Below are 18,061 nucleotides of genomic sequence, written 5' to 3' on the forward strand. Positions count from 1 at the left end.
GCATCTTACGGGATCGACGGCTTGGCCGCTTGCAGTTGCGCCTCGACCTGGGCGCAGCGCGGGCACAGGCAGGATTGGTCGCGCAGTTCCGCCGGCAGGGCTTCGAGCACTGCCGGATCGATGGAAACGCCGTAGCACCAGCAGGCGCGGTCGGCGGTGCGCGGGTCGGCCAGGCTGCAGTCGTTGCGGGCGCCGCAGGCCGGGCAGAGGTCAGGTGTGTTCTTGGCGTCAGGCATAGGTCGAGTGAGGCATTTCCACGCAGGTGCGGTTACGGCCGGTCTGTTTAGCCCGGTACATCGCATGATCGGCCCGGGACAGCAGACTGTGCAAGGTGTCATCCGGTTGCAGGGTGGTGGCGCCGATGCTGACCGTCAGATTCAGGGTGTGACCGTTGTAGGCATATTCATGCTGTTCGACGTGCTGGCGGATCTTCTCGGCAATCTTCTGACCGGTCTCGCCGTCGGTGTCCTTCAGCAGCACGATAAATTCCTCACCGCCCCAACGGCAGACGATGTCGGAATGTCGCAGGCAGCTTTGTAGGTCCCGGGCGAACCCGATCAACACCTGATCGCCGGCCATGTGCCCGTAGGTGTCGTTCAAGACTTTGAAGTGATCCAGATCCAGCAGCAGCGCGGTCAGCGGTTTCGGCTCACGGTGCGCTTCGTGCAGCGCTTGCACGGCGAGCAGGTCGAAGCCGCGGCGGTTGGGCAGTTCGGTGAGGCTGTCGAGGGTGGCCTGGGCGTGGATCTTTTCCTGATAGCGGCGGATCAAGCGGTTGACCAGGGCCAGCACGATCAACGTCACCAGCAGGCAGATCAGCAGATTGAGATAGAGCGACTGGCGGATTTCACTCAGCGCGCCGTCTTCGCGTTTGTCGACGAACAAGTACCAGTTCAGCTCTGGAATAAACCGCACGTTGAGGAAATGTCCTTGGCCGTGGGTGGAATATTCATAGCTGCCGCTGTGGGGTTTGGGCAATTGGCTGACCAGGCTTTTCATGCTGTCGAGGTCGTTCAGGCTTTTCCCGACTGGCGCCCCCTCCGGCCCGCCCTCGGCGCCGGTCAAGACCAGTCGGCCGAAGGTGTCGACGAAGTAAACGCTGCGTTGATAGCGCTGCTGGTACTTGTCGATCAGCTTGATCACCGCGTCCACCGTCAGCCCTACGCCGGCGGCGCCGATGAAGCGATCGTTGTAGTCGTAGACCTTGTAGTTGATGAAGAAGGTCATGTTGTCTTTGTTGGCCAGGTCCGGGTCGACGTTGATCTCGTACGGGTCCTTCATATCGCGTACGCGGAAGTACCAGGCGTCGCGCGGTTCGTCGATTTTCACCTGCTTGAGCACGCCCTTGGCGTGGTAGTAGGTGTGGGTGCTGTTGGAGACGAAGAACGCGGTGTAGGCGCCGTAGTGGGTCATGACCTCGTCGAGGTAACGGGTCATCTGGTCGCTGTCTTTCTCGCCGTTCACCACCCAGTCGCGCATGAAGGTGTCGCGGGACATCATCGAGGAAATCAGGATCGGTCTGACGAGGTCTTTCTGGATTTCCGAGTACACCGTGTCGGACGTCAGCGGCAGTTCGGTGTTGACGATGTTGTCGCGGATCGATGCCCGCGAGGCGTAGTAGCTGAGCAGGGAGGTGGCGAGGAAACCTGCGCCGAGGAGGGCGACGAGGGTCAGTACCAGCGAACGTTGGGAGTGAAACGCAGATCTGAGCGGCATTGGCAATTCCGTTGACAGTGACCCGATGGGCAGCATTCTAGTGGCACGGCGGGGAAAAGACTGCGGGATTTGTGCCTGAAATGCGGGGGGATCAGCCGGGCAGGGGTGTCTGGAGAATGGCTCGCTCATCCAGCCCCCTCCCGGAACGAGAGGGGGGCGGTGTTCGGATCAGTTTCCGGTTTGCAGATACGCTCGCCAACCACCCAAGTGGCTGATATCGATTGCACCTTCCAGACCGTAAGGTTCGCAGATGAATCCGCTTTCCCATCGGCCATCCGCCAGTTGCACCTTGCCCAGGCCCAGCGGCGCCGGGATGCCGGTCAGGAACGAGCCCAGCTCACGGCTCGGCAATTCCCAGACTTCCACCTCGATGGCCACGCCACCTTCGGCCACGCGCAGCATCCCCGGACGCAACGGTGGGCCGCCGGCCAGGGCATAGAGTTTGTAGTCCTTCGAGCTGTAGGTGGCCTCGATCAGGCGTGCGTCGCGCTGGCGCAGTTGCCAGTTCAGGGCCAGCCCGTCCAGATGCGCGCCGCAGACCACCAGTCGTGCACGGTCATGGCGCGCCGGATTGTTCGGCGTCGGCAGCGCGCGATCCTGCTGGCGCTGCAAGGCATCGGCAACACCCAGCAAGTACTGATCGGTGAACACCCGGCCAAACAGCGTCACGCCCCACGGCAGCCCGTTGGCCATGAAACCGCTGGGCACGGCGACGGCGGCGTAATCGAGCAGGTTCATGAAGTTGGTGTAGTAGCCCAGTTCGGAATTGCGCAGCACCGGTTCGGCGTCCAGTTCCTCCAGCGTCACCGGACGACCGATGGTGGGCGTGAGCACGCAGTCGAGTTCTTCCAGTGCTTTATCGCAAACGGCTTTCAGCGCTTGCAGGCGATATTGCGCGCGGAACGTCTGCACGCCGCTGACGGCCGGTGCTTTGGCCAGCACCGCGCGGATCACCGGCAGCACCGATGCGGGATTTTCTTCCATCAATTCGCCGGCCACGCTGTAGCGCTCGGCCACCCAAGGCCCTTCATAAAGTAACCGCGCCGCTTCGAGGAACGGCGACAAGTCCAGCTCGACCGCTTCACCGCCCAGAGCTTTCAGACAGTCGATGGCGTCGCCGAACAGCTGCGGGCCTTCTTCACAGCCGAAAAATTCCAGGTCTTGCGCACGCGGTACACCGAAGCGAAACGGCCGTGGCGCACCGAACGCGGAGCCGTCGTTCCATGACGGATTGCTGCGGCTGTATTCGTCCCGTGGATCGAGGCGCGCGGTCAGCGCCAGTAGCTGACTGGCTTCCCGCGCCGTTGCGGTGAACGTGGTGACGCAATCGAGCGTGCGACAGGCCGGCAGCACGCCGGCGGTGGAGATCAGGCCTTTGCTGGCCTTCAATCCAACCAGATTGCTCAACGCCGCCGGCACCCGGCCGGAGCCGGCGGTGTCGGTGCCCAACGCGAAACTGGCCACGCCTAGCGCCACGGCCAGCGATGAGCCGGCGCTTGAACCGCCCGACGGATACTCCGGCAACACGCTGTTCGGGCACACGCCATAGGGCGAACGGCTGCCGTTGAGGCCGGTGGCGAACTGGTCGAGATTGGTCTTGCCCAGCGGAATCGCGCCCAGCGCCAGCAGCTGCTCGACGATGGTCGCCGAACGTTCCGGTACGTAGGCGAACGCCGGGCATGCAGCGGTGGTCGGGACACCGGCCAGATCAATGTTGTCCTTGATCGCGAACGGCACGCCATACAACGGCAGGCTGTCGAGATCGCGACCGTCGAGGGCGGCCAGATAAGGCTCCATTTCCTCGGCGCTGAGCAGGTGGATGAACAGGTGATAATCCGGGTTCAGCGCAGCGGCTTTTTCCCGCAACGCCAACAGCAATTGCCGGGGTGTGGTGTCGCCAGAGCGGTAGGCCTGGCGCAGGGCATCGAGTTGCAGATTCATGGGTTGATCCTTTGGCAAATGGTTTCAGTCGAGTTCCAGCACCACGACCCGTTGTCCGGCACGCACCGCCGATCCCGGCTGCACGCGAATGTCCTGCACCACCCCGGCCATGGGCGCGAGTACGGGGATTTCCATCTTCATCGACTCCAGAATCACCAGCACATCACCGGCTGCCACGCGGCTGCCGACCTCGACCTGCACCTGCCAGAGGTTGCCGGCAATGTGGCTGTCGATACTCTGCTGGCCGCTGGTCAGCGGTGTGTCTTCGCTGCTGTCCGGCACGGCTTCTTCGCTGTCGAAGTGCGCCTGGCCACTGGCGATCCAGCGTTCGCGCTCAGCCTGGAACGCACCCTGTTGCTGCGTCCGGAAAGCGTCGATGCTCTCGGCTTCGCGTTGCAGAAAGGCCTGGTAGTCGCCGAGGTTGAGCTGGCTCTGTTCGATGTTCAGGTCGAAACGCCCGAGTGGAAAATCCCGGCGGATGCGCAGCAATTCGTCAGCGCTGACCGGGTAGAAGCGGATCTGGTCGAAGAAGCGCAGCAGCCACGGTTTGCCTTCGAACGCCGCGACCTCGCGATAGCGGTTCCACATCTGCAAAGTGCGCCCGACAAACTGATAACCGCCGGGGCCTTCCATGCCGTACACGCACATGTAGGCGCCGCCGATGCCCACCGAGTTCTCGGCGGTCCAGGTGCGCGCCGGGTTGTACTTGGTGGTCACCAGCCGATGGCGCGGGTCGAGCGGGGTGGCGACCGGCGCACCGAGGTAGACGTCACCCAGGCCCATCACCAGATAGCTGGCATCGAACACCGTGCGCTGCACCTCGTCGAGATTCGGCAGGTCGTTGATGCGGCGGATGAACTCCAGATTGCTCGGGCACCACGGCGCGTCCTTGCGCACGGTGGTCATGTATTTCTCGATCGCCAACTGGCAGGCCGGATCGTCCCACGACAGGGGCAAGTGGACGATTCGCGACGGCACTTGCAAGTCCTGGGCGGCGCACACCGCATCCCATTCACCGGCGACGATGCCGAGCAGATCGGCCAGCGGCAATTGTTCGGGCTGGTAGTGGATCTGCAGCGAACGAATGCCCGGTGTCAGGTCGATTACGCCGTGCAGGTTTTTGCCTTCCAGCGCCTGCATCAGGGCATGGGCGCGAAAGCGCAGGACCAGATCCAGTTCCGGCGCACCGATTTCCAGCAGCAGATGGGTATCGCCGGACACACGCCCGACCAGCCGCTTGTCGTCCTGACCCAATTCCAGAACCACAGGCGAAATCAGGGCCTGTGGGAGCTGGCTTGCCAGCGATGAAGTTGACGCGGTGTCTGCTCGGGCCCCATCGCTGGCAAGCCAGCTCCCACAGGTGTCCCAATTGAGGGCGAGATCGCGTGCGGTCTTGAGATCGACGGGCACGAACTGCACTTTGTCCCCGGCCTTGAGTTGACCCAGTTGCCAGAGATCCGCCTCGATCACCGTCACCGGGCAGACAAACCCGCCAAGACTCGGGCCATCCGGGCCGAGGATCACCGGCATGTCGCCGGTGAAGTCCACGGCGCCAATGGCGTAGGGGTTGTCGTGAATGTTCGACGGATGCAGCCCGGCCTCGCCGCCGTCGGCGCGCACCCACTCTGGTTTCGGCCCGATCAGGCGCACGCCGGTGCGGCTGGAGTTGAAATGCACTTCCCATTGCGTGGCGAAAAAGGTGCCGATGTAGTTTTCAGTGAAATATTCAGGCGCGCCATGAGGGCCGTAGATGACGCGGATCCGGCGCACGGCAGGTAATTCGCTGACGTGATGGGGCGCCAATGTCTGCCCGGCGCTGCGGTCGCTCAGGGCCGCCAGATGCAGCACGTCACCGGCGCGCAAAGCCCGTCCGCCATGACCACCAAACTGACCGAGCGTGAAGGTGCTTTTGCTGCCCAGATAATCCGGCACTTGCACGCCGCCGCGCAGGCACAGGTAGCTGCGGGCCCCGGCGCCCGGCAGATTGCCCAGGTGCAATTGACTGCCCGCCGGGATCAGCAGGGCGGTGTTCATCGCCTGCGGCTGGCCGTCGAGCGTCAGGGCAATCGGTGCGCCGGTCACGGCCACCACCGCATCGCAATTGAAGCGCAGCAACGGCCCGCTCATGGTGATTTCCAGCGCCGCCACGCCTTCATCGTTGCCCAGTAAACGATTGCCCAGACGCAACGCGCGACTGTCCATCGGCCCCGAAGGTGGCACGCCGACCGCCCAGTAGCCGAGGCGACCGGGGTAGTCCTGGACGCTGGTCTGGGTGCCGGCGCTCAGCACTTCAAACGTGTTGGCCCGGTACACCAGGCCTTCCAGGCAACGGGTCCAGGGCTGGCCGCTGGCAAACGGCGTATCGAGCAGAATCTGCCGCAGGTAATCGCGGTTGGTTTCCACGCCGTACAGCAGGCTGTCGCCGAGGGCCTGATGCAGATCGGCACGCGCCTGTTCGCGGGTCGGCGCCCAACTGATGAGTTTGGCGATCATCGGATCGAAGTAGGGCGGGATCTCGCAACCGGCCTCGACCCAGGTGTCGATGCGCAGATGCCGGCCATCGGCGACTGGGAAATCGACCGCTGTCAGCAAGCCTGGGCTGGGCTGGAAATCGCGCCCCGGATCCTCGGCATACAGCCGCGCCTGAATCGCATGCCCCTGCGGTCGCAGACCTGCGAACAACTCGCCCAGCGGCGGCAAGTCACCGGCCGCCAACTCGATCATCCAGCGCACCAGATCGACGCCCCACACCTGTTCAGTAACGCCGTGTTCGACCTGCAATCGGGTGTTCACTTCCAGAAAATAGAAGCGCTGGGCATCGCTGTCGAAAACGAATTCGACGGTGCCGGCGCTGCGGTAATTCACCGCTTTGGCCAGTTTGATCGCCGCGGCGCACAGCTCATCCGCCATGCCTTCGGGCAGGTTCGGTGCCGGGGTTTCCTCAAGGACTTTCTGATTGCGCCGCTGCACCGAGCAGTCGCGCACGCCGAGGGCGATCACCGCGCCGTGGCCGTCGCCGAACACCTGGACTTCCAGATGCCGCGCACGCTGGATGTACTTTTCGATGAACACCCCGGCGTCGCTGAAGTTGTTTTGGCCGAGGCGCTTCACTGCCTCGAACGACTCGCTCAGTTCGCTGGCGTTACGGCACACGCGCATGCCGATGCCACCGCCACCGGCGGTGCTTTTGAGCATCACCGGATAACCGACCTGCGCGCCGGCAATCAGCGCGGCGTCGAGGCTGTCGAGCAGTTCGGTGCCTTCGAGCATCGGCACGCCGTGCTGTTTGGCCAGGGCCCGTGCGGTGTGCTTGAGGCCGAACACCCGCAGTTGCTCCGGTGTCGGGCCGATGAAGGCAATGCCATGGTTTGCGCAGGCTTCGGCGAACGCGGCGTTTTCCGAGAGGAAGCCGTAGCCGGGGTGGATCGCGGTGGCGCCAGTGGCTTTGGCGATGGCGAGAATCTTGTCCACGGCCAGATAGGTGCCGGCCGCTGCGCCTTCGCCGAGGCTGTGGGCTTCCTCGGCTTGCAGGATGTGCAGGCTGGCGGCATCGGCTTCAGAGTACACCGCAACGCCTTCGACGTGCAGTTCACGCAAGGTGCGCAGAATGCGGCAAGCAATCGCGCCACGGTTGGCAATCAGGATTTTTTCGAACATGGAGAAACCCCCGGAGCCCGCACAGGGTGCGGGCTCGACTGGGAGGCGGGCCGTCCCGCCGTTTTTGTTCAGGCGCCAGGGTCGTCCCCGACGGCGAAATCACTTCACTTTTTCAGGCACTGGCCTGAGCGCGCCTGGCACAGGGCAAACAACCAGCGGCGCAGACGGACGAATGTCAGTTCCATACCAGTAGCTCCGCAGGCGTCGGGTTGTAGGCGTTGCACGGGTTGTTCAGTTGCGGGCAGTTGGAGATCAGCACGATCACGTCCATCTCCGCGCGCAGGTCGACGTATTTGCCGGGGGCGGAAATCCCGTCTTCGAAGGTCAGGCCGCCCTCGGCAGTCACCGGCACGTTCATGAAGAAATTGATGTTCGGCCCGATGTCACCTTTGCCCAGGCGCCCGTCGTGGGCGCAGGCGCGCAGGTAATTGTCGCGGCAGCTGTGCATGTAGCGTTTTTCCAGGGCGTAGCGCACGGTGTTGCTCTCTTGCGCGCAGGCGCCGCCGAGGGTGTCGTGGCGGCCGCAGGTGTCGGCGATGATCGTCAGCATCGGTTTGCCAAGGTTGGAATACAACACGCTGCCGGTGCTCAGGTAGACGTTGTTTTGTCGGCGCAATGTGCGTTGTACGTCGTAGCGCTCACGGGGATTGGCGGCGCTGTAAAACAAGGTGTCGACCGCCTGATTGCCTTCCAGATCGAGGATGCGCAGGGTCTGGCCGGCCTTGACCTCCATCAGCCAGGGTTCGCCGGCGGGAATGGTGGCGCGGTACACCGCAGCGTCGGGTTGTTTTTGCGAAGTGGCGATAGCAACTGACATGGCGACGATCCTCAGGCGAACAAACGGTCGGTGTTGATAAAGCCGCGCTCGTTTTCCGGGCGCGAGGTACGGCAGTGCTCGGCGACGCTCGGGTCGGCGTTCATCCAGCTCAGCTTCAGCGGTTTGGGGGCGTATTGCGGCGACGGATCCAGCGGATGTTGCAGAGCGGTGAGCACAACCAGCGTGTCCATCGGTGCATACAGTTCGATGTAGTCACCGGCCTGCGAATGGCCCTCGACGAAGTGCAAACGCCCGCTGTCATCGACGTTGACCCGGCTGAACAGGTTGAGGGTCATCAGCAGGTCGGAAAGGCCCAGCCCCCACTTGCCGAGCTCCACCAGCAGGTTGTCGGTGCCGTTGCGAAAGAAGCCGTTGCGCAGTTCCTGATAGCGGCCCTGACCGTATTTTTCCGCGACTTCCTCGGCGCACAGTACACCGCCGAGGCTGTCGCTCCAGCCGCAGGTATCCGCCGTGATTGCCGCCAGCACGCGGCCCATGTCCGAGTACAGGCAATGGCCGGTGGTGAGCTTGGCGGTGTGTTGGCACTTGAGGCTGTCGGGCAGGTTCAGGCGTTCGGTTTTCTCGTTGGCGTTGAGCAGGGTCAGGCTGACGTTGGCCCCGCCGCGCAGGTCGGTCAGGCGCAGCAGTTGCCCGCGCTTCAAGACGAAGGAACGGTGGCCGCCGCCGGGCAGGGTTTCTTCGGCGAAGGGTGGAAACAGTTGGGTCGAATCAGTCATGGGAGCAGTCCTCTCAGGCAATACGAAGCGTGCCGGCCAACGCGGCGGGCAGGGCGTCGACGGCGGCGCGTTGGGCGCGGCGGTCGCTGTTCAAAGGGATGTCGTAGGTGATGCGTGCGCCATAGGCACCGGGGGCGTGCGGGTCGAGGCGGACCTTGTCGAACACCAGCAGGCGGGTGCCGAGGCTGAAACCTTCGGACAGATCATGGGTGACCATGAACACGGTCAGTTGCGTTTCGCGCCACAGCGCCAGCAGCAGCGCGTGCATGTCCTTGCGAATGCCCGGATCGAGCGCGCCGAACGGTTCGTCGAGCAGCAGCACGCGCGGTTTCATGATCAATGCCTGGGCGATCGCCAGCCGCTGTTGCATGCCGCCGGACAGTTGCGCCGGGTACTTGTCCAGCGCATGGCCGAGGCCGACTTTTTGCAGCAGCGCCGAGGCTTGTTCGCGGGCGTCTTTTTTCGCGCTTCCGAACAAGCGCCCGAGCAGCGGAGCGCGCGGCAATTCCAGGCCGATCGCAACGTTGTCCAGCACGCTCAGATGCGGGAATACCGAGTAACGCTGGAACACCACGCCACGGCTGGCATCCGGCTCTCGGGCCAGCGGCTGGCCGTCGAGCAGAATCTCGCCGCGACTGGCGGTTTCCTGCCCCAGCAGCAGGCGCAGGAAGGTCGACTTGCCGCAGCCCGAAGCACCGACCAGCGTGCAGAACTCGCCCTCGTTGACGTTGAGGTTCAGGCCTTCGAGCACCACTTGGTCGGCGTATTGCTGCCAGACGTTTTTCACCGTGATGAAGCTCATTTGGCGGCCCCCTCATACCAGGGAAATGCCCGACGGGTCAGGTATTTGAGGCCCCAATCCATCAGCCAGGCGAGCAGGGTGATCCAGACCACGTACGGCAGGATCACGTCCATCGCCAGGTAACGGCGCACGAGGAAAATCCGGTAGCCCAGACCGTCGGTGGAGGCGATGGCTTCGGCGGCGATCAGGAACAGCCACGCCGAACCGAGCATCAGCCGCAGCGAGATCAGCAGACGCGGCAACAGTTGCGGCAGCACCACACGCAGCATCAATGTCCAGGTCGAGGCGCCAAGGGTCTGCGCCTTGATCAGCAGTTCGACGGGGATGTCCCGGGCGCGCTGTTCCAGATCTCGGGCCAGGGCCGGGGTGATGCCGATCACGATCAGCATCACTTTCGACAGCTCGCCGAGGCCGAAGACGATGAACAGGATCGGCAGGATGGCCAGCGGCGGCACCATCGACAGCACCGTCAGCATCGGCGACAACGGTGCGCCGAACAGCGGCAGGGTGCCGGCCGCCATGCCCAGGCACAACCCGGCCAGCGCCGCGATGCCGAGGCCGATGGCCAGGCGTCCGAGACTCGACGCGGTATCCTGCCAGAGCAGGTATTCGCCGGTTCGACTATCGGCATTGAATGCCAGGCGTTTGACCGCATCGCTCATCTGCACCGCACTGGGCAGCAGTTTGTCGTTGGGGTTGTCCGCCAGGCGCTCGGCCGAGCCCATGAAGTAGGCGAACAGCACCAGGGCGAAGGGCAGGATCACCAGCAACAGGCGACTCGGTCGATCCGGGTGACGATTGATCAGGCGCATGGCCAAATCCTCCGTGGCTTACAGCTTGGCGTCGGCGGCCAGCTGCACGTAAGTCGGATCGAAACGCAGCTTGAGATTGCCTGTGTCACCGCTGGTCACGCCGTTGGCGAAGGACATGCCGACGGCACTGGTGTCTTTGGCGCCTTCGCCGAGCAAGCCGTGCTGGAACGAGAACTCGGCAACTTTGCGCATGGTTTCCGGCAGTTGCTTGCTGGTGGCGAACGCCAGGGCTTCTTTCGGCGTGGCGAACAGTTTGGTGGTGTCCAGTTGCGCCTGGAATCCGGCCAGATCGGTGCCCGAAGCTTTGGCCATGTGCTCAAGCGCGGCTTTGCCGGCGGCGTTTCTGGCGTTCATCAAATCGACCACTTCGAACCAGGCGCCGGTCAACGCCTTGCCCAGCGCCGGGTTGTCTTTGAGGGTGGCGCTGTTGACCACCATCATGTCCATGATTTCGCCGGGGATCTGGCTGGAGTTGAAGACTTCGGTCACGCCGGGTTTGGCCTTGATGTCCGAGAGCATCGGGTTCCAGGTGGTGACGGCGTTGACCTGCTCGGTGTTGAAGGCGGCGGAAATGTCGGCGTCGGAGGTGTTGACCACTTTCAGGTCTTTCTCGGTCAGGTCCACCGAGTCCAGCGCGCGGGCCAGCAGGTAATGCGAGACCGACAGTTCGACCAGGTTGACATCCATGCCCTTCAGGTCGGCAACTTTTTTGCCTTCGCCCTTGAGGACGATGCCGTCGTTGCCGTTGGAGAAATCGCTGACGATCAGCGCGGTGCTGTCGACGCCACCGGCGGCCGGAATGGTCAGCGCATCCATGTTGGTCATGGTGCAGCCATCGAACTGACCGGCGGTGTATTGATTGATCGATTCGACGTAATCGTTGAGTTGCACGACATCAATCTTGATCCCGTATTTCTTCGCCCATTTATCGACGATGCCCTGGCTGCCGGCGTATTCCCATGGCATCCAGCCGGCATAGATCGTCCAGCACACGCTGAAATGGTCTTTCTGCGCGGCGGGGGATTGAGTGCTGATGAGCGCGGCGAACGCGGCGGCGAGCAGGGCGGGCAAACGTAGTCGGGACATGGTGGCTTCTCCAGTTGATCGAGGGCGGACAGGAAGGCAACGCGGCACCGCGAACGGTGGCTTGTCTCCCGGGCTTTTGTCCCGCCGTGTAACCTCAACTGGAGGTCGCCAACTCTCGGACCAGCCACTCGCAGATGCGAGCCGGAACCCTAGTCAGCCATTGCAAATTGTGGTGCCGCGAACCTGTGATGACTCCTGCACGGGTTTGCTAAAGCGAGAGGCGTGCCAAGTCGGGTCGGGCGCTCTGTTACGGGCTTCGTGACGTTGCGGCGGATGGCAAACGCCTGTGGGCGCTTTGTGTTGGTGCGCGGTTGCACCGTCATGCAGCGTCCGCTGCCGCTGATCCGATGCCCCTGAGGGTTGGGCACTCGGTAGCGGTCAGCCAGTCAAATCTGATGTCAGCCGGTCTGTGCCGACTGCTGTCACAGGTCTTTCAGGAGGCCGCCATGCGTATTTCAAAATTGCTGCGTCGGGTGCTGCTGGGAGCAGTGCTCGGTCTAGGGCTGTCCGGTTGTTACTACTACGCCGGCGGCTACGATGTTTACTCCACGCCCTATTACTATCCCGGCTATTACTCGCCCTATTACTACGGTGGTTATTACGGTCCGCGCTACTACGGTGGCGCCCGCTATTACTACGGTGGTCATGGCTATCGCGGCGGCTACGGACGGGGTTATCACGGCGGCGGATACCACGGTGGGCACCACTAATCAGCGGCTGAATGACGGAGTTTCTGCATGAACAAGGTTTCATGAATCACTTGTTTCAAGTTGTTGCAGAAACGCACCGGATGCCGAAAACGCTGTCAGATATTTCGTCAGTCGCCGAATGAAAGACTGACGCCTGCCAGCGTCGCTGGTGTGGCTACCCGCGGTCCAGGAGGCCGCCATGTATCGCCGAATTCTTCTGTTTACCGTGATGCTTTTTTCCCTTGGCGGATGCGTCCCTTATTCCTACGGAGATGGCTACTACAGCTCAGAGGTCTACACATCGCAGGCACCTTCGTATTACAGCGGTGGCACCTATTACAGCGGCGGCAGCACGTATTATTCGGCGCCGCGCTACTACCAGCCAGCACCACGCTATTACCAACCGGCTCCACGCTATTACTCGGCGCCTCGTTACTACCAACCGGCTCCGCGTTACTACGAGAACCGTCGCTGGCACGGTCATGATCGCGGACGCTGGGACGACCACCGTCGCGGCGGCTGGGATGATCGCCGGGGTCGTGGCAACTACGACCGTCACAGTGGACGCGGCGATTACAACCGGCACGGCAACCGCTGGTAACCCCCCGCAAAAAAGCGGCGCATTGAGCGCCGCTTTTTTTGTGCCCGGATTTCAGTAGCTGGAGAGATCCGCCAACGGATGCCGCCCCTCCCACACCTTGTGAAAGTGCGCCTCGACCACCGCGTCCGGCACCCGGGCGATGTCCGGCCAGTGCCAGTGCGGTTTGTGATCCTTGTCGATCAGCCGCGCCCGGACCCCTTCGCTGAATTCCGGATGCCGGCAGCAATTGAGGCTCAGGGTGTATTCCATCTGAAAGACTTCGGCCAGCGACAAGTGGCGGGCACGAATGATCTGTTCCCAGACCAGATGCGCCGTCAATGGCGAGCCTTCACTCATGGTCTTCGCCGCACGGGCAATCAACAGGTCGCTGCTGTCCCGATGCAGGCTGATGGCTTTGCAGGCGCAGGTCACGTCGCTGACATCCAACAGCTCATCAATCTGCCGACGGCGCGGTAACCATTGCGCTTCCGGCATCTGCGCCACTGCTTCCTGCTGCAATGCCTTGAGCAGGCTGTTGAGCTGCATGGCGGTCTGTTCCTGCCAGTTCAACTGCAACAAGCCGTCGATCAGTTCCTGCTGCTGTTCGTCGAGCAGGAAGCGGTCGGCCAGGTCCAGATCGATCGCATCGCGGCCGTTCATGTGCGCGCCGGTCAAACCAAGGAACAGACCGAGCTTGCCCGGCAGACGCGAAAGGAACCAACTGGCGCCGACGTCCGGGTACAGGCCGATGCTGATTTCCGGCATCGCCAGACGACTGCTCGGCGTGACGATCCGGATGCTCGCGCCTTGCAGCAGGCCCATGCCTCCGCCGAGCACATATCCATGGCCCCAGCAGATCAACGGTTTCGGGTAAGTGTGCAGGCTGTAATCCAGCCGATATTCAGCGTTGAAGAACTGTGCGGCCAGCGGTGGCACTTCGCCGGGATGGGCTCGGCAGGCTTCCACCAGGCTGCGCACTTCGCCGCCGGCGCAGAAGGCCTTGGCGCCGTTGCCGCGCAGCAGCACGCAGACGATTTGCGGATCCTTGGCCCAGGCGTTCAATTTGTCACTCAGGGCGTGGATCATCGGCAGGGACAGCGCATTGAGCGACTTTTCGGCATCCAGCGTGGCCACGCCGATGCGCGCGCCGTCGGTGCCGGTGAGTTCTTCGAAGTGCAGATTCATCGTGACCTCGATCGGGAATTTGAACGATCAGTATGATCGCTGTGTGGGAAAGTGCCGGATCTGCGTCAGATCAATTGACAAGCGTGGTCGGCTTTCCTAGGGTTCGCCCCATTGTTTTTGCCGGGTATGACCATGACTGCTGACGACCGTATCAAACTCGAACCGAGCTGGAAGGAGGCACTGCGTGCCGAATTCGACCAGCCCTACATGGCAGAGTTGCGCACTTTTCTGCAGCAGGAGCGGGCGGCCGGCAAGGAAATCTATCCGCCGGGCCCGATGATCTTCAATGCGCTGAATTCGACGCCGCTGGGCAAGGTGAAAGTGGTCATCCTCGGCCAGGATCCGTACCACGGCCCGGGCCAGGCCCACGGCTTGTGCTTCTCGGTGCAACCGGGCGTGCCGGCGCCGCCGTCGCTGGTCAACATCTATAAAGAGTTGAAACGCGACCTGAACATCGACATTCCCAACCACGGCTATTTGCAGAGCTGGGCCGATCAGGGCGTGCTGATGCTCAACACCACCATGACCGTCGAGCGCGCCAACGCCAATGCGCACAAGGACAAGGGCTGGCAGTTCTTCACGGACCGGATCATCGAAGTGGTCAGCCAGCAGCAACCGCATCTGGTGTTCATGCTCTGGGGCGCACATGCCCAGAGCAAACAGAAGCTGATCGACGCCACCAAGCATCTGGTGCTGACGTCGGTACATCCGTCGCCGCTGTCGGCCTATCGTGGCTTTCTCGGTTGCGGGCACTTCAGCCGCACCAACAAATTCCTGGAGCAGAACGGCGAAGCGCCGATCGAGTGGCGCCTGCCGTCGGTTGTTTAATTAATCTTCTGAAGTCTCTCGGGTGGTGAGAGCCGCCCGTCGGATTGCTTCATCGACCTGTTATTTCTGACAGTAGATATAAAAGCGAAACCCGCGTTTAGTTATGCAGTCGGCGTCCACAGTCGAGTGCGCTGGTAAACATTGGAGCGGGAGATCGTCATGACAGATTTGAGAATCAAGAATGTAAAGTCCTTTCCGAAGGCGTCGGGAAGTCTTTTTGCAAGAACTACGCGGTTTGATCAAGATGACCCACGAAACGTTATCGACACTCAAGTTGTTTTTCTCCACGATGACGACAACTATTTCGCTGCAGGTGGTCGTATCGATATCGATAGATATTTTACGTCGCTTATTTTTAAGCTCCCAAAAGGCCTCGCGAGTGGCAAGCACGCTCTCGGGCCCGGCAGTATTGACGTAGATTTCTTCGTTGATGTGGGTGATGGCGAAGAGCACTACCGAGCGATTGGTGGAGAGATCACGCTCACTGAAGTCGTCGAAGGTACCCGTTATAAAGCCTCGGAGTTTCGATTGACAGGCCGCATCGGCGCGTCTGGTAAAACGGTAGAAGTGATGATGGGGAAATTCGATATTTCCTGATTGGGCTAAGAATACGCTTCAAGTCATGCTTCTCCGGTCTTGAAGCGTATTGGGCGTCTACATGACTTACGGACATTCCCCGTTTCTATTCCAATACTTGAACAACGGTTCCGCCAGAAACAACACGAACAACAACCGCATCACCTGCATCGCCGTCACCAGCGGCACCGACAGTTGCAGGGTTTCCGCCGTCAGGCTCATCTCGGCGATCCCGCCGGGCATCATGCCCAGGGTCAGCGATCGCAGATCCAGATGGGTCAGTGCACTCAGCCCCAATGCCGCAAGTGTCGCGATCAACATGGTCAGCGCCGTGCCGATCAACGTGCGTCCCATGAACGATGGTGCGCGGCGGAAGAACTGCCGGTTGAAGTGGCAACCCAGGCCGCTACCGATCAACCACTGGCCAATCTGACTGCCGCCATTGGGCAGACCGATGTGCAGATCCCAGCCGATGCTCACCGCCGCGCTGACCAGCAGCGGGCCGAACAGCCATGGGTTGGGTTGACGCAGGCGTTGCCAGAGCCAGGCGAGCAGGCCACCCGCCGGAAAAAGAATCGCCAGCCAGCGCCAATCGACGCTGCCGGCGTGTGAAATCGGTGTGCCGTCACCCAGCAGATACTTGAACGCCGCCGGAACACACAACACCACCACCAGCACCCGTAGACTCTGCCCGGCCGCGACATGGCTGAGCAGCGCGCCGTTGCGGGCGCCGAGGTTGACCATCTCGCCGGAGCCGCCGGGCATGCTGGAGAAAAATGCCGTGGCGCGATCCTCGCCGGTGCGGCGCATCAGCCACACGCCGACCACCGCCGAGAGGCTGGTGACCAGTGCGCCGAAGAAGATCAGGCCGAAGTGGCCGAGTACCTGCTCCATCACCAGCGGGGTGAAGTGCAGGCCGATACCGATGCCGACGATCCACTGGCCGCACTTGCGGCCGCCAGGGATTTCTGTCAATTGCCACGGGGTCAGGCAGCGCACCAGGATGATCGCCAGCAACGAGCCGACCATCCACGGCAGCGGCCAGCCGATCTGGCTGGCGATGAAACCGCCAAGCAGACCGACCAGCGGGGTTCCCCACCAGGTTTTGAGGGAGAGCCGATCAGACATCGGCAACGGCGCGTTGCGCGGCCGAGCGTTTGCGCCAGATGCGCAGCAGCGGCATCAGCAACATGATCGCGGTCAGCACCCAGACGCCGAAGGTGATCGGGCTCGACCAGAGAATCTCCAGTGCACCGTTGGAAATCGACAGCGCCCGGCGCAGGTTCTGCTCCATCAGGCCGCCGAGGATGAACCCCAGCAGGACTGGCGACAGCGGGAAGTCCAGTTTGCGCAGGATGTAGCCGAAGATGCCGATGCCGACCATCAGGAACAGATCGAACGTGGTCGCGTGCACGGCGTAGACGCCGATCCCGGTAATGATCGCGATCACCGGCACCAGGGCCCAGTTCGGCACGGCGAGGATGCGGGTGAAGATGCGGATCATCGGGATGTTCAGGATCACCAGCATGATGTTGGCGATGAACAGCGAGGCGATCAGGCCCCAGACGATATCCGGCTGTTGCTGGAACAGCAGCGGGCCGGGGGTGATGTTGTACAGCGACAGAGCGCCGATCATCACTGCCGTGGTGCCCGAGCCCGGAACGCCAAGGGTCAGCATCGGCACCAGCGCGCCGCAAGCGGAGGCGCCGATGGCGGTTTCCGGTGCAGCGAGGCCGCGGGCGTCGCCCTGACCAAACTTGCCGCTGGCACCGGCGATGCGTTTCTCGGTCATGTAGGCCACGGCGCTGGCGAGGGTCGCACCGGCACCCGGCAACACGCCCATGATGAAGCCGAGCAGGCCGCAACGGATGTTCACCACGAACACCGACGCCGCTTCCTTGAAGTTGAACATCATCCGCCCGGTGGCTTTCACCGCTTCCTGGCCGCGATGGGTTTTTTCCAGCAGCAGGAGGATTTCGCTGACCGAGAACAGGCCCAGTACCAGCACCACGAACTGAATGCCGTCAGTCAGGTGAATGTTGTCGCCGGTGAAACGGTAAACGCCGCTGTTGGCGTCGATGCCGACGCTGGACAGGAACAGGCCGATCAACGCCGCAATGAAAGTTTTCAGCGGTCGGTCACCGGCCATGCCGCCGAGACAGACAATCGCGAACACCATCAACACGAAGTATTCCGCCGGACCGAAGGCAATCGCCCATTTCGCCAGCAGCGGGGCGAACAGCACCATGCCGCAGGTGGCGATGAAGGCGCCGATGAACGAGCTCCACGCCGACAACGACAGCGCCACGCCGGCCAGGCCTTTGCGGGCCATCGGGTAACCGTCGAGGGTGGTCATCACGGTGGAGGCTTCGCCCGGAATGTTCAGCAGGATCGAGCTGATCCGGCCGCCGTATTCGCAGCCCAGATAGACCGCCGCCAGCAGGATCAGTGCCGATTCCGGCGGCAGCCCGAGGGCGAACGCGATCGGGATCAGCAACGCCACACCATTGATCGGGCCCAGGCCCGGCAACAAGCCGACCACGGTGCCGATCAACGTGCCGGTCAGGGCCGTGACCAGGTTGTACGGACTCAGCGCGACGCCGAAGCCCTGACCCAAATAACCGAGAGTATCCAT

Annotated in this window: 16 protein-coding genes and 1 riboswitch; of the genes, 4 read left to right on the plus strand and 12 right to left on the minus strand. The window is 62.4% G+C overall.

The window, feature by feature from the left end:
* Positions 1 to 5: 5 nt before the first annotated feature.
* The 9 genes from AC07XZ_RS03015 to AC07XZ_RS03055 all read right to left on the minus strand — a co-directional run bounded on the left by AC07XZ_RS03015 (position 6) and on the right by AC07XZ_RS03055 (position 11,568).
* Complete coding sequence (locus AC07XZ_RS03015; protein WP_102685950.1) at positions 6 to 236, minus strand: cysteine-rich CWC family protein; 231 nt, start codon at positions 234 to 236, stop codon at positions 6 to 8.
* Entirely contained in the window at positions 229 to 1,716 is a 1,488-nt protein-coding gene (locus AC07XZ_RS03020; RefSeq protein ID WP_102685951.1) for a sensor domain-containing diguanylate cyclase, read from the minus strand. Before AC07XZ_RS03020 ends, AC07XZ_RS03015 begins: the two co-directional genes overlap by 8 nt.
* A 168-nt stretch (positions 1,717 to 1,884) precedes the next feature.
* Positions 1,885 to 3,657 (minus strand): allophanate hydrolase, encoded by a 1,773-nt coding sequence (gene atzF / locus AC07XZ_RS03025; protein WP_102685952.1) that lies wholly within the window; start codon positions 3,655 to 3,657, stop codon positions 1,885 to 1,887.
* A gap of 24 nt (positions 3,658 to 3,681) precedes the next feature.
* Entirely contained in the window at positions 3,682 to 7,314 is a 3,633-nt protein-coding gene (gene uca, locus AC07XZ_RS03030) for an urea carboxylase (RefSeq protein WP_102685953.1), read from the minus strand.
* A gap of 175 nt (positions 7,315 to 7,489) precedes the next feature.
* A complete protein-coding gene (locus AC07XZ_RS03035) occupies positions 7,490 to 8,131 on the minus strand; it encodes an urea amidolyase associated protein UAAP2 (protein ID WP_085729988.1) in 642 nt (213 codons plus the stop codon).
* A gap of 11 nt (positions 8,132 to 8,142) precedes the next feature.
* Positions 8,143 to 8,868, minus strand: coding sequence for an urea amidolyase associated protein UAAP1 (locus tag AC07XZ_RS03040; protein WP_102685954.1), 726 nt, complete (start codon positions 8,866 to 8,868; stop codon positions 8,143 to 8,145).
* Between the two features lie 13 nt (positions 8,869 to 8,881).
* Positions 8,882 to 9,670 (minus strand): ABC transporter ATP-binding protein, encoded by a 789-nt coding sequence (locus AC07XZ_RS03045; protein WP_102685955.1) that lies wholly within the window; start codon positions 9,668 to 9,670, stop codon positions 8,882 to 8,884.
* Complete coding sequence (locus AC07XZ_RS03050; protein ID WP_102685956.1) at positions 9,667 to 10,482, minus strand: ABC transporter permease; 816 nt, start codon at positions 10,480 to 10,482, stop codon at positions 9,667 to 9,669. The genes AC07XZ_RS03045 and AC07XZ_RS03050 overlap by 4 nt, the downstream gene beginning before the upstream one ends.
* An 18-nt stretch (positions 10,483 to 10,500) precedes the next feature.
* A complete protein-coding gene (locus AC07XZ_RS03055) occupies positions 10,501 to 11,568 on the minus strand; it encodes a putative urea ABC transporter substrate-binding protein (RefSeq protein WP_102685957.1) in 1,068 nt (355 codons plus the stop codon).
* A gap of 63 nt (positions 11,569 to 11,631) precedes the next feature.
* Positions 11,632 to 11,732, minus strand: a riboswitch (guanidine-I (ykkC/yxkD leader).
* Positions 11,733 to 12,014: 282 nt separating this feature from the next.
* Between AC07XZ_RS03055 and AC07XZ_RS03060 the strand changes: the two genes are divergently transcribed.
* Both AC07XZ_RS03060 and AC07XZ_RS03065 read left to right on the plus strand, forming a co-directional pair.
* Positions 12,015 to 12,278, plus strand: a complete 264-nt coding sequence (locus AC07XZ_RS03060; RefSeq protein WP_064383076.1) for a hypothetical protein — start codon at positions 12,015 to 12,017, stop codon at positions 12,276 to 12,278.
* Between the two features lie 178 nt (positions 12,279 to 12,456).
* Entirely contained in the window at positions 12,457 to 12,858 is a 402-nt protein-coding gene (locus AC07XZ_RS03065) for a hypothetical protein (RefSeq protein WP_074691080.1), read from the plus strand.
* A gap of 51 nt (positions 12,859 to 12,909) precedes the next feature.
* On the opposite strand, the gene dspII is transcribed toward AC07XZ_RS03065, so the two are convergent.
* On the minus strand, positions 12,910 to 14,022 hold the full coding sequence (dspII, locus tag AC07XZ_RS03070; RefSeq protein WP_102685958.1) for an enoyl-CoA hydratase/isomerase DspII: 1,113 nt from the start codon (positions 14,020 to 14,022) through the stop codon (positions 12,910 to 12,912).
* Positions 14,023 to 14,154: 132 nt separating this feature from the next.
* Between dspII and ung the strand changes: the two genes are divergently transcribed.
* Both ung and AC07XZ_RS03080 read left to right on the plus strand, forming a co-directional pair.
* Entirely contained in the window at positions 14,155 to 14,850 is a 696-nt protein-coding gene (gene ung, locus AC07XZ_RS03075; RefSeq protein WP_102686088.1) for a uracil-DNA glycosylase, read from the plus strand.
* A gap of 159 nt (positions 14,851 to 15,009) precedes the next feature.
* Positions 15,010 to 15,447 (plus strand): hypothetical protein, encoded by a 438-nt coding sequence (locus tag AC07XZ_RS03080; protein ID WP_102685959.1) that lies wholly within the window; start codon positions 15,010 to 15,012, stop codon positions 15,445 to 15,447.
* A gap of 66 nt (positions 15,448 to 15,513) precedes the next feature.
* On the opposite strand, the gene AC07XZ_RS03085 is transcribed toward AC07XZ_RS03080, so the two are convergent.
* Together AC07XZ_RS03085 and AC07XZ_RS03090 are read right to left on the minus strand one after the other, a co-directional pair.
* Entirely contained in the window at positions 15,514 to 16,554 is a 1,041-nt protein-coding gene (locus AC07XZ_RS03085) for an AbrB family transcriptional regulator (RefSeq protein ID WP_102685960.1), read from the minus strand.
* A complete protein-coding gene (locus tag AC07XZ_RS03090; protein ID WP_039772694.1) occupies positions 16,547 to 18,061 on the minus strand; it encodes a tripartite tricarboxylate transporter permease in 1,515 nt (504 codons plus the stop codon). The genes AC07XZ_RS03085 and AC07XZ_RS03090 overlap by 8 nt, the downstream gene beginning before the upstream one ends.

The organism is Pseudomonas sp. GW458-11-26-14-LB4, assembly GCF_059423925.1.

What these genes read in the sequence shown, in the direction of transcription:
- AC07XZ_RS03015 (WP_102685950.1), bottom strand. Translation starts at nt 236, where the DNA reads ATGCCTGACGCCAAGAACACACCTGACCTCTGCCCGGCCTGCGGCGCC.
- AC07XZ_RS03020 (WP_102685951.1), bottom strand. Translation starts at nt 1,716, where the DNA reads ATGCCGCTCAGATCTGCGTTTCACTCCCAACGTTCGCTGGTACTGACC.
- atzF (WP_102685952.1), bottom strand. Translation starts at nt 3,657, where the DNA reads ATGAATCTGCAACTCGATGCCCTGCGCCAGGCCTACCGCTCTGGCGAC.
- uca (WP_102685953.1), bottom strand. Translation starts at nt 7,314, where the DNA reads ATGTTCGAAAAAATCCTGATTGCCAACCGTGGCGCGATTGCTTGCCGC.
- AC07XZ_RS03035 (WP_085729988.1), bottom strand. Translation starts at nt 8,131, where the DNA reads ATGTCAGTTGCTATCGCCACTTCGCAAAAACAACCCGACGCTGCGGTG.
- AC07XZ_RS03040 (WP_102685954.1), bottom strand. Translation starts at nt 8,868, where the DNA reads ATGACTGATTCGACCCAACTGTTTCCACCCTTCGCCGAAGAAACCCTG.
- AC07XZ_RS03045 (WP_102685955.1), bottom strand. Translation starts at nt 9,670, where the DNA reads ATGAGCTTCATCACGGTGAAAAACGTCTGGCAGCAATACGCCGACCAA.
- AC07XZ_RS03050 (WP_102685956.1), bottom strand. Translation starts at nt 10,482, where the DNA reads ATGCGCCTGATCAATCGTCACCCGGATCGACCGAGTCGCCTGTTGCTG.
- AC07XZ_RS03055 (WP_102685957.1), bottom strand. Translation starts at nt 11,568, where the DNA reads ATGTCCCGACTACGTTTGCCCGCCCTGCTCGCCGCCGCGTTCGCCGCG.
- AC07XZ_RS03060 (WP_064383076.1), top strand. Translation starts at nt 12,015, where the DNA reads ATGCGTATTTCAAAATTGCTGCGTCGGGTGCTGCTGGGAGCAGTGCTC.
- AC07XZ_RS03065 (WP_074691080.1), top strand. Translation starts at nt 12,457, where the DNA reads ATGTATCGCCGAATTCTTCTGTTTACCGTGATGCTTTTTTCCCTTGGC.
- dspII (WP_102685958.1), bottom strand. Translation starts at nt 14,022, where the DNA reads ATGAATCTGCACTTCGAAGAACTCACCGGCACCGACGGCGCGCGCATC.
- ung (WP_102686088.1), top strand. Translation starts at nt 14,155, where the DNA reads ATGACTGCTGACGACCGTATCAAACTCGAACCGAGCTGGAAGGAGGCA.
- AC07XZ_RS03080 (WP_102685959.1), top strand. Translation starts at nt 15,010, where the DNA reads ATGACAGATTTGAGAATCAAGAATGTAAAGTCCTTTCCGAAGGCGTCG.
- AC07XZ_RS03085 (WP_102685960.1), bottom strand. Translation starts at nt 16,554, where the DNA reads ATGTCTGATCGGCTCTCCCTCAAAACCTGGTGGGGAACCCCGCTGGTC.
- AC07XZ_RS03090 (WP_039772694.1), bottom strand. Translation starts at nt 18,061, where the DNA reads ATGGATACTCTCGGTTATTTGGGTCAGGGCTTCGGCGTCGCGCTGAGT.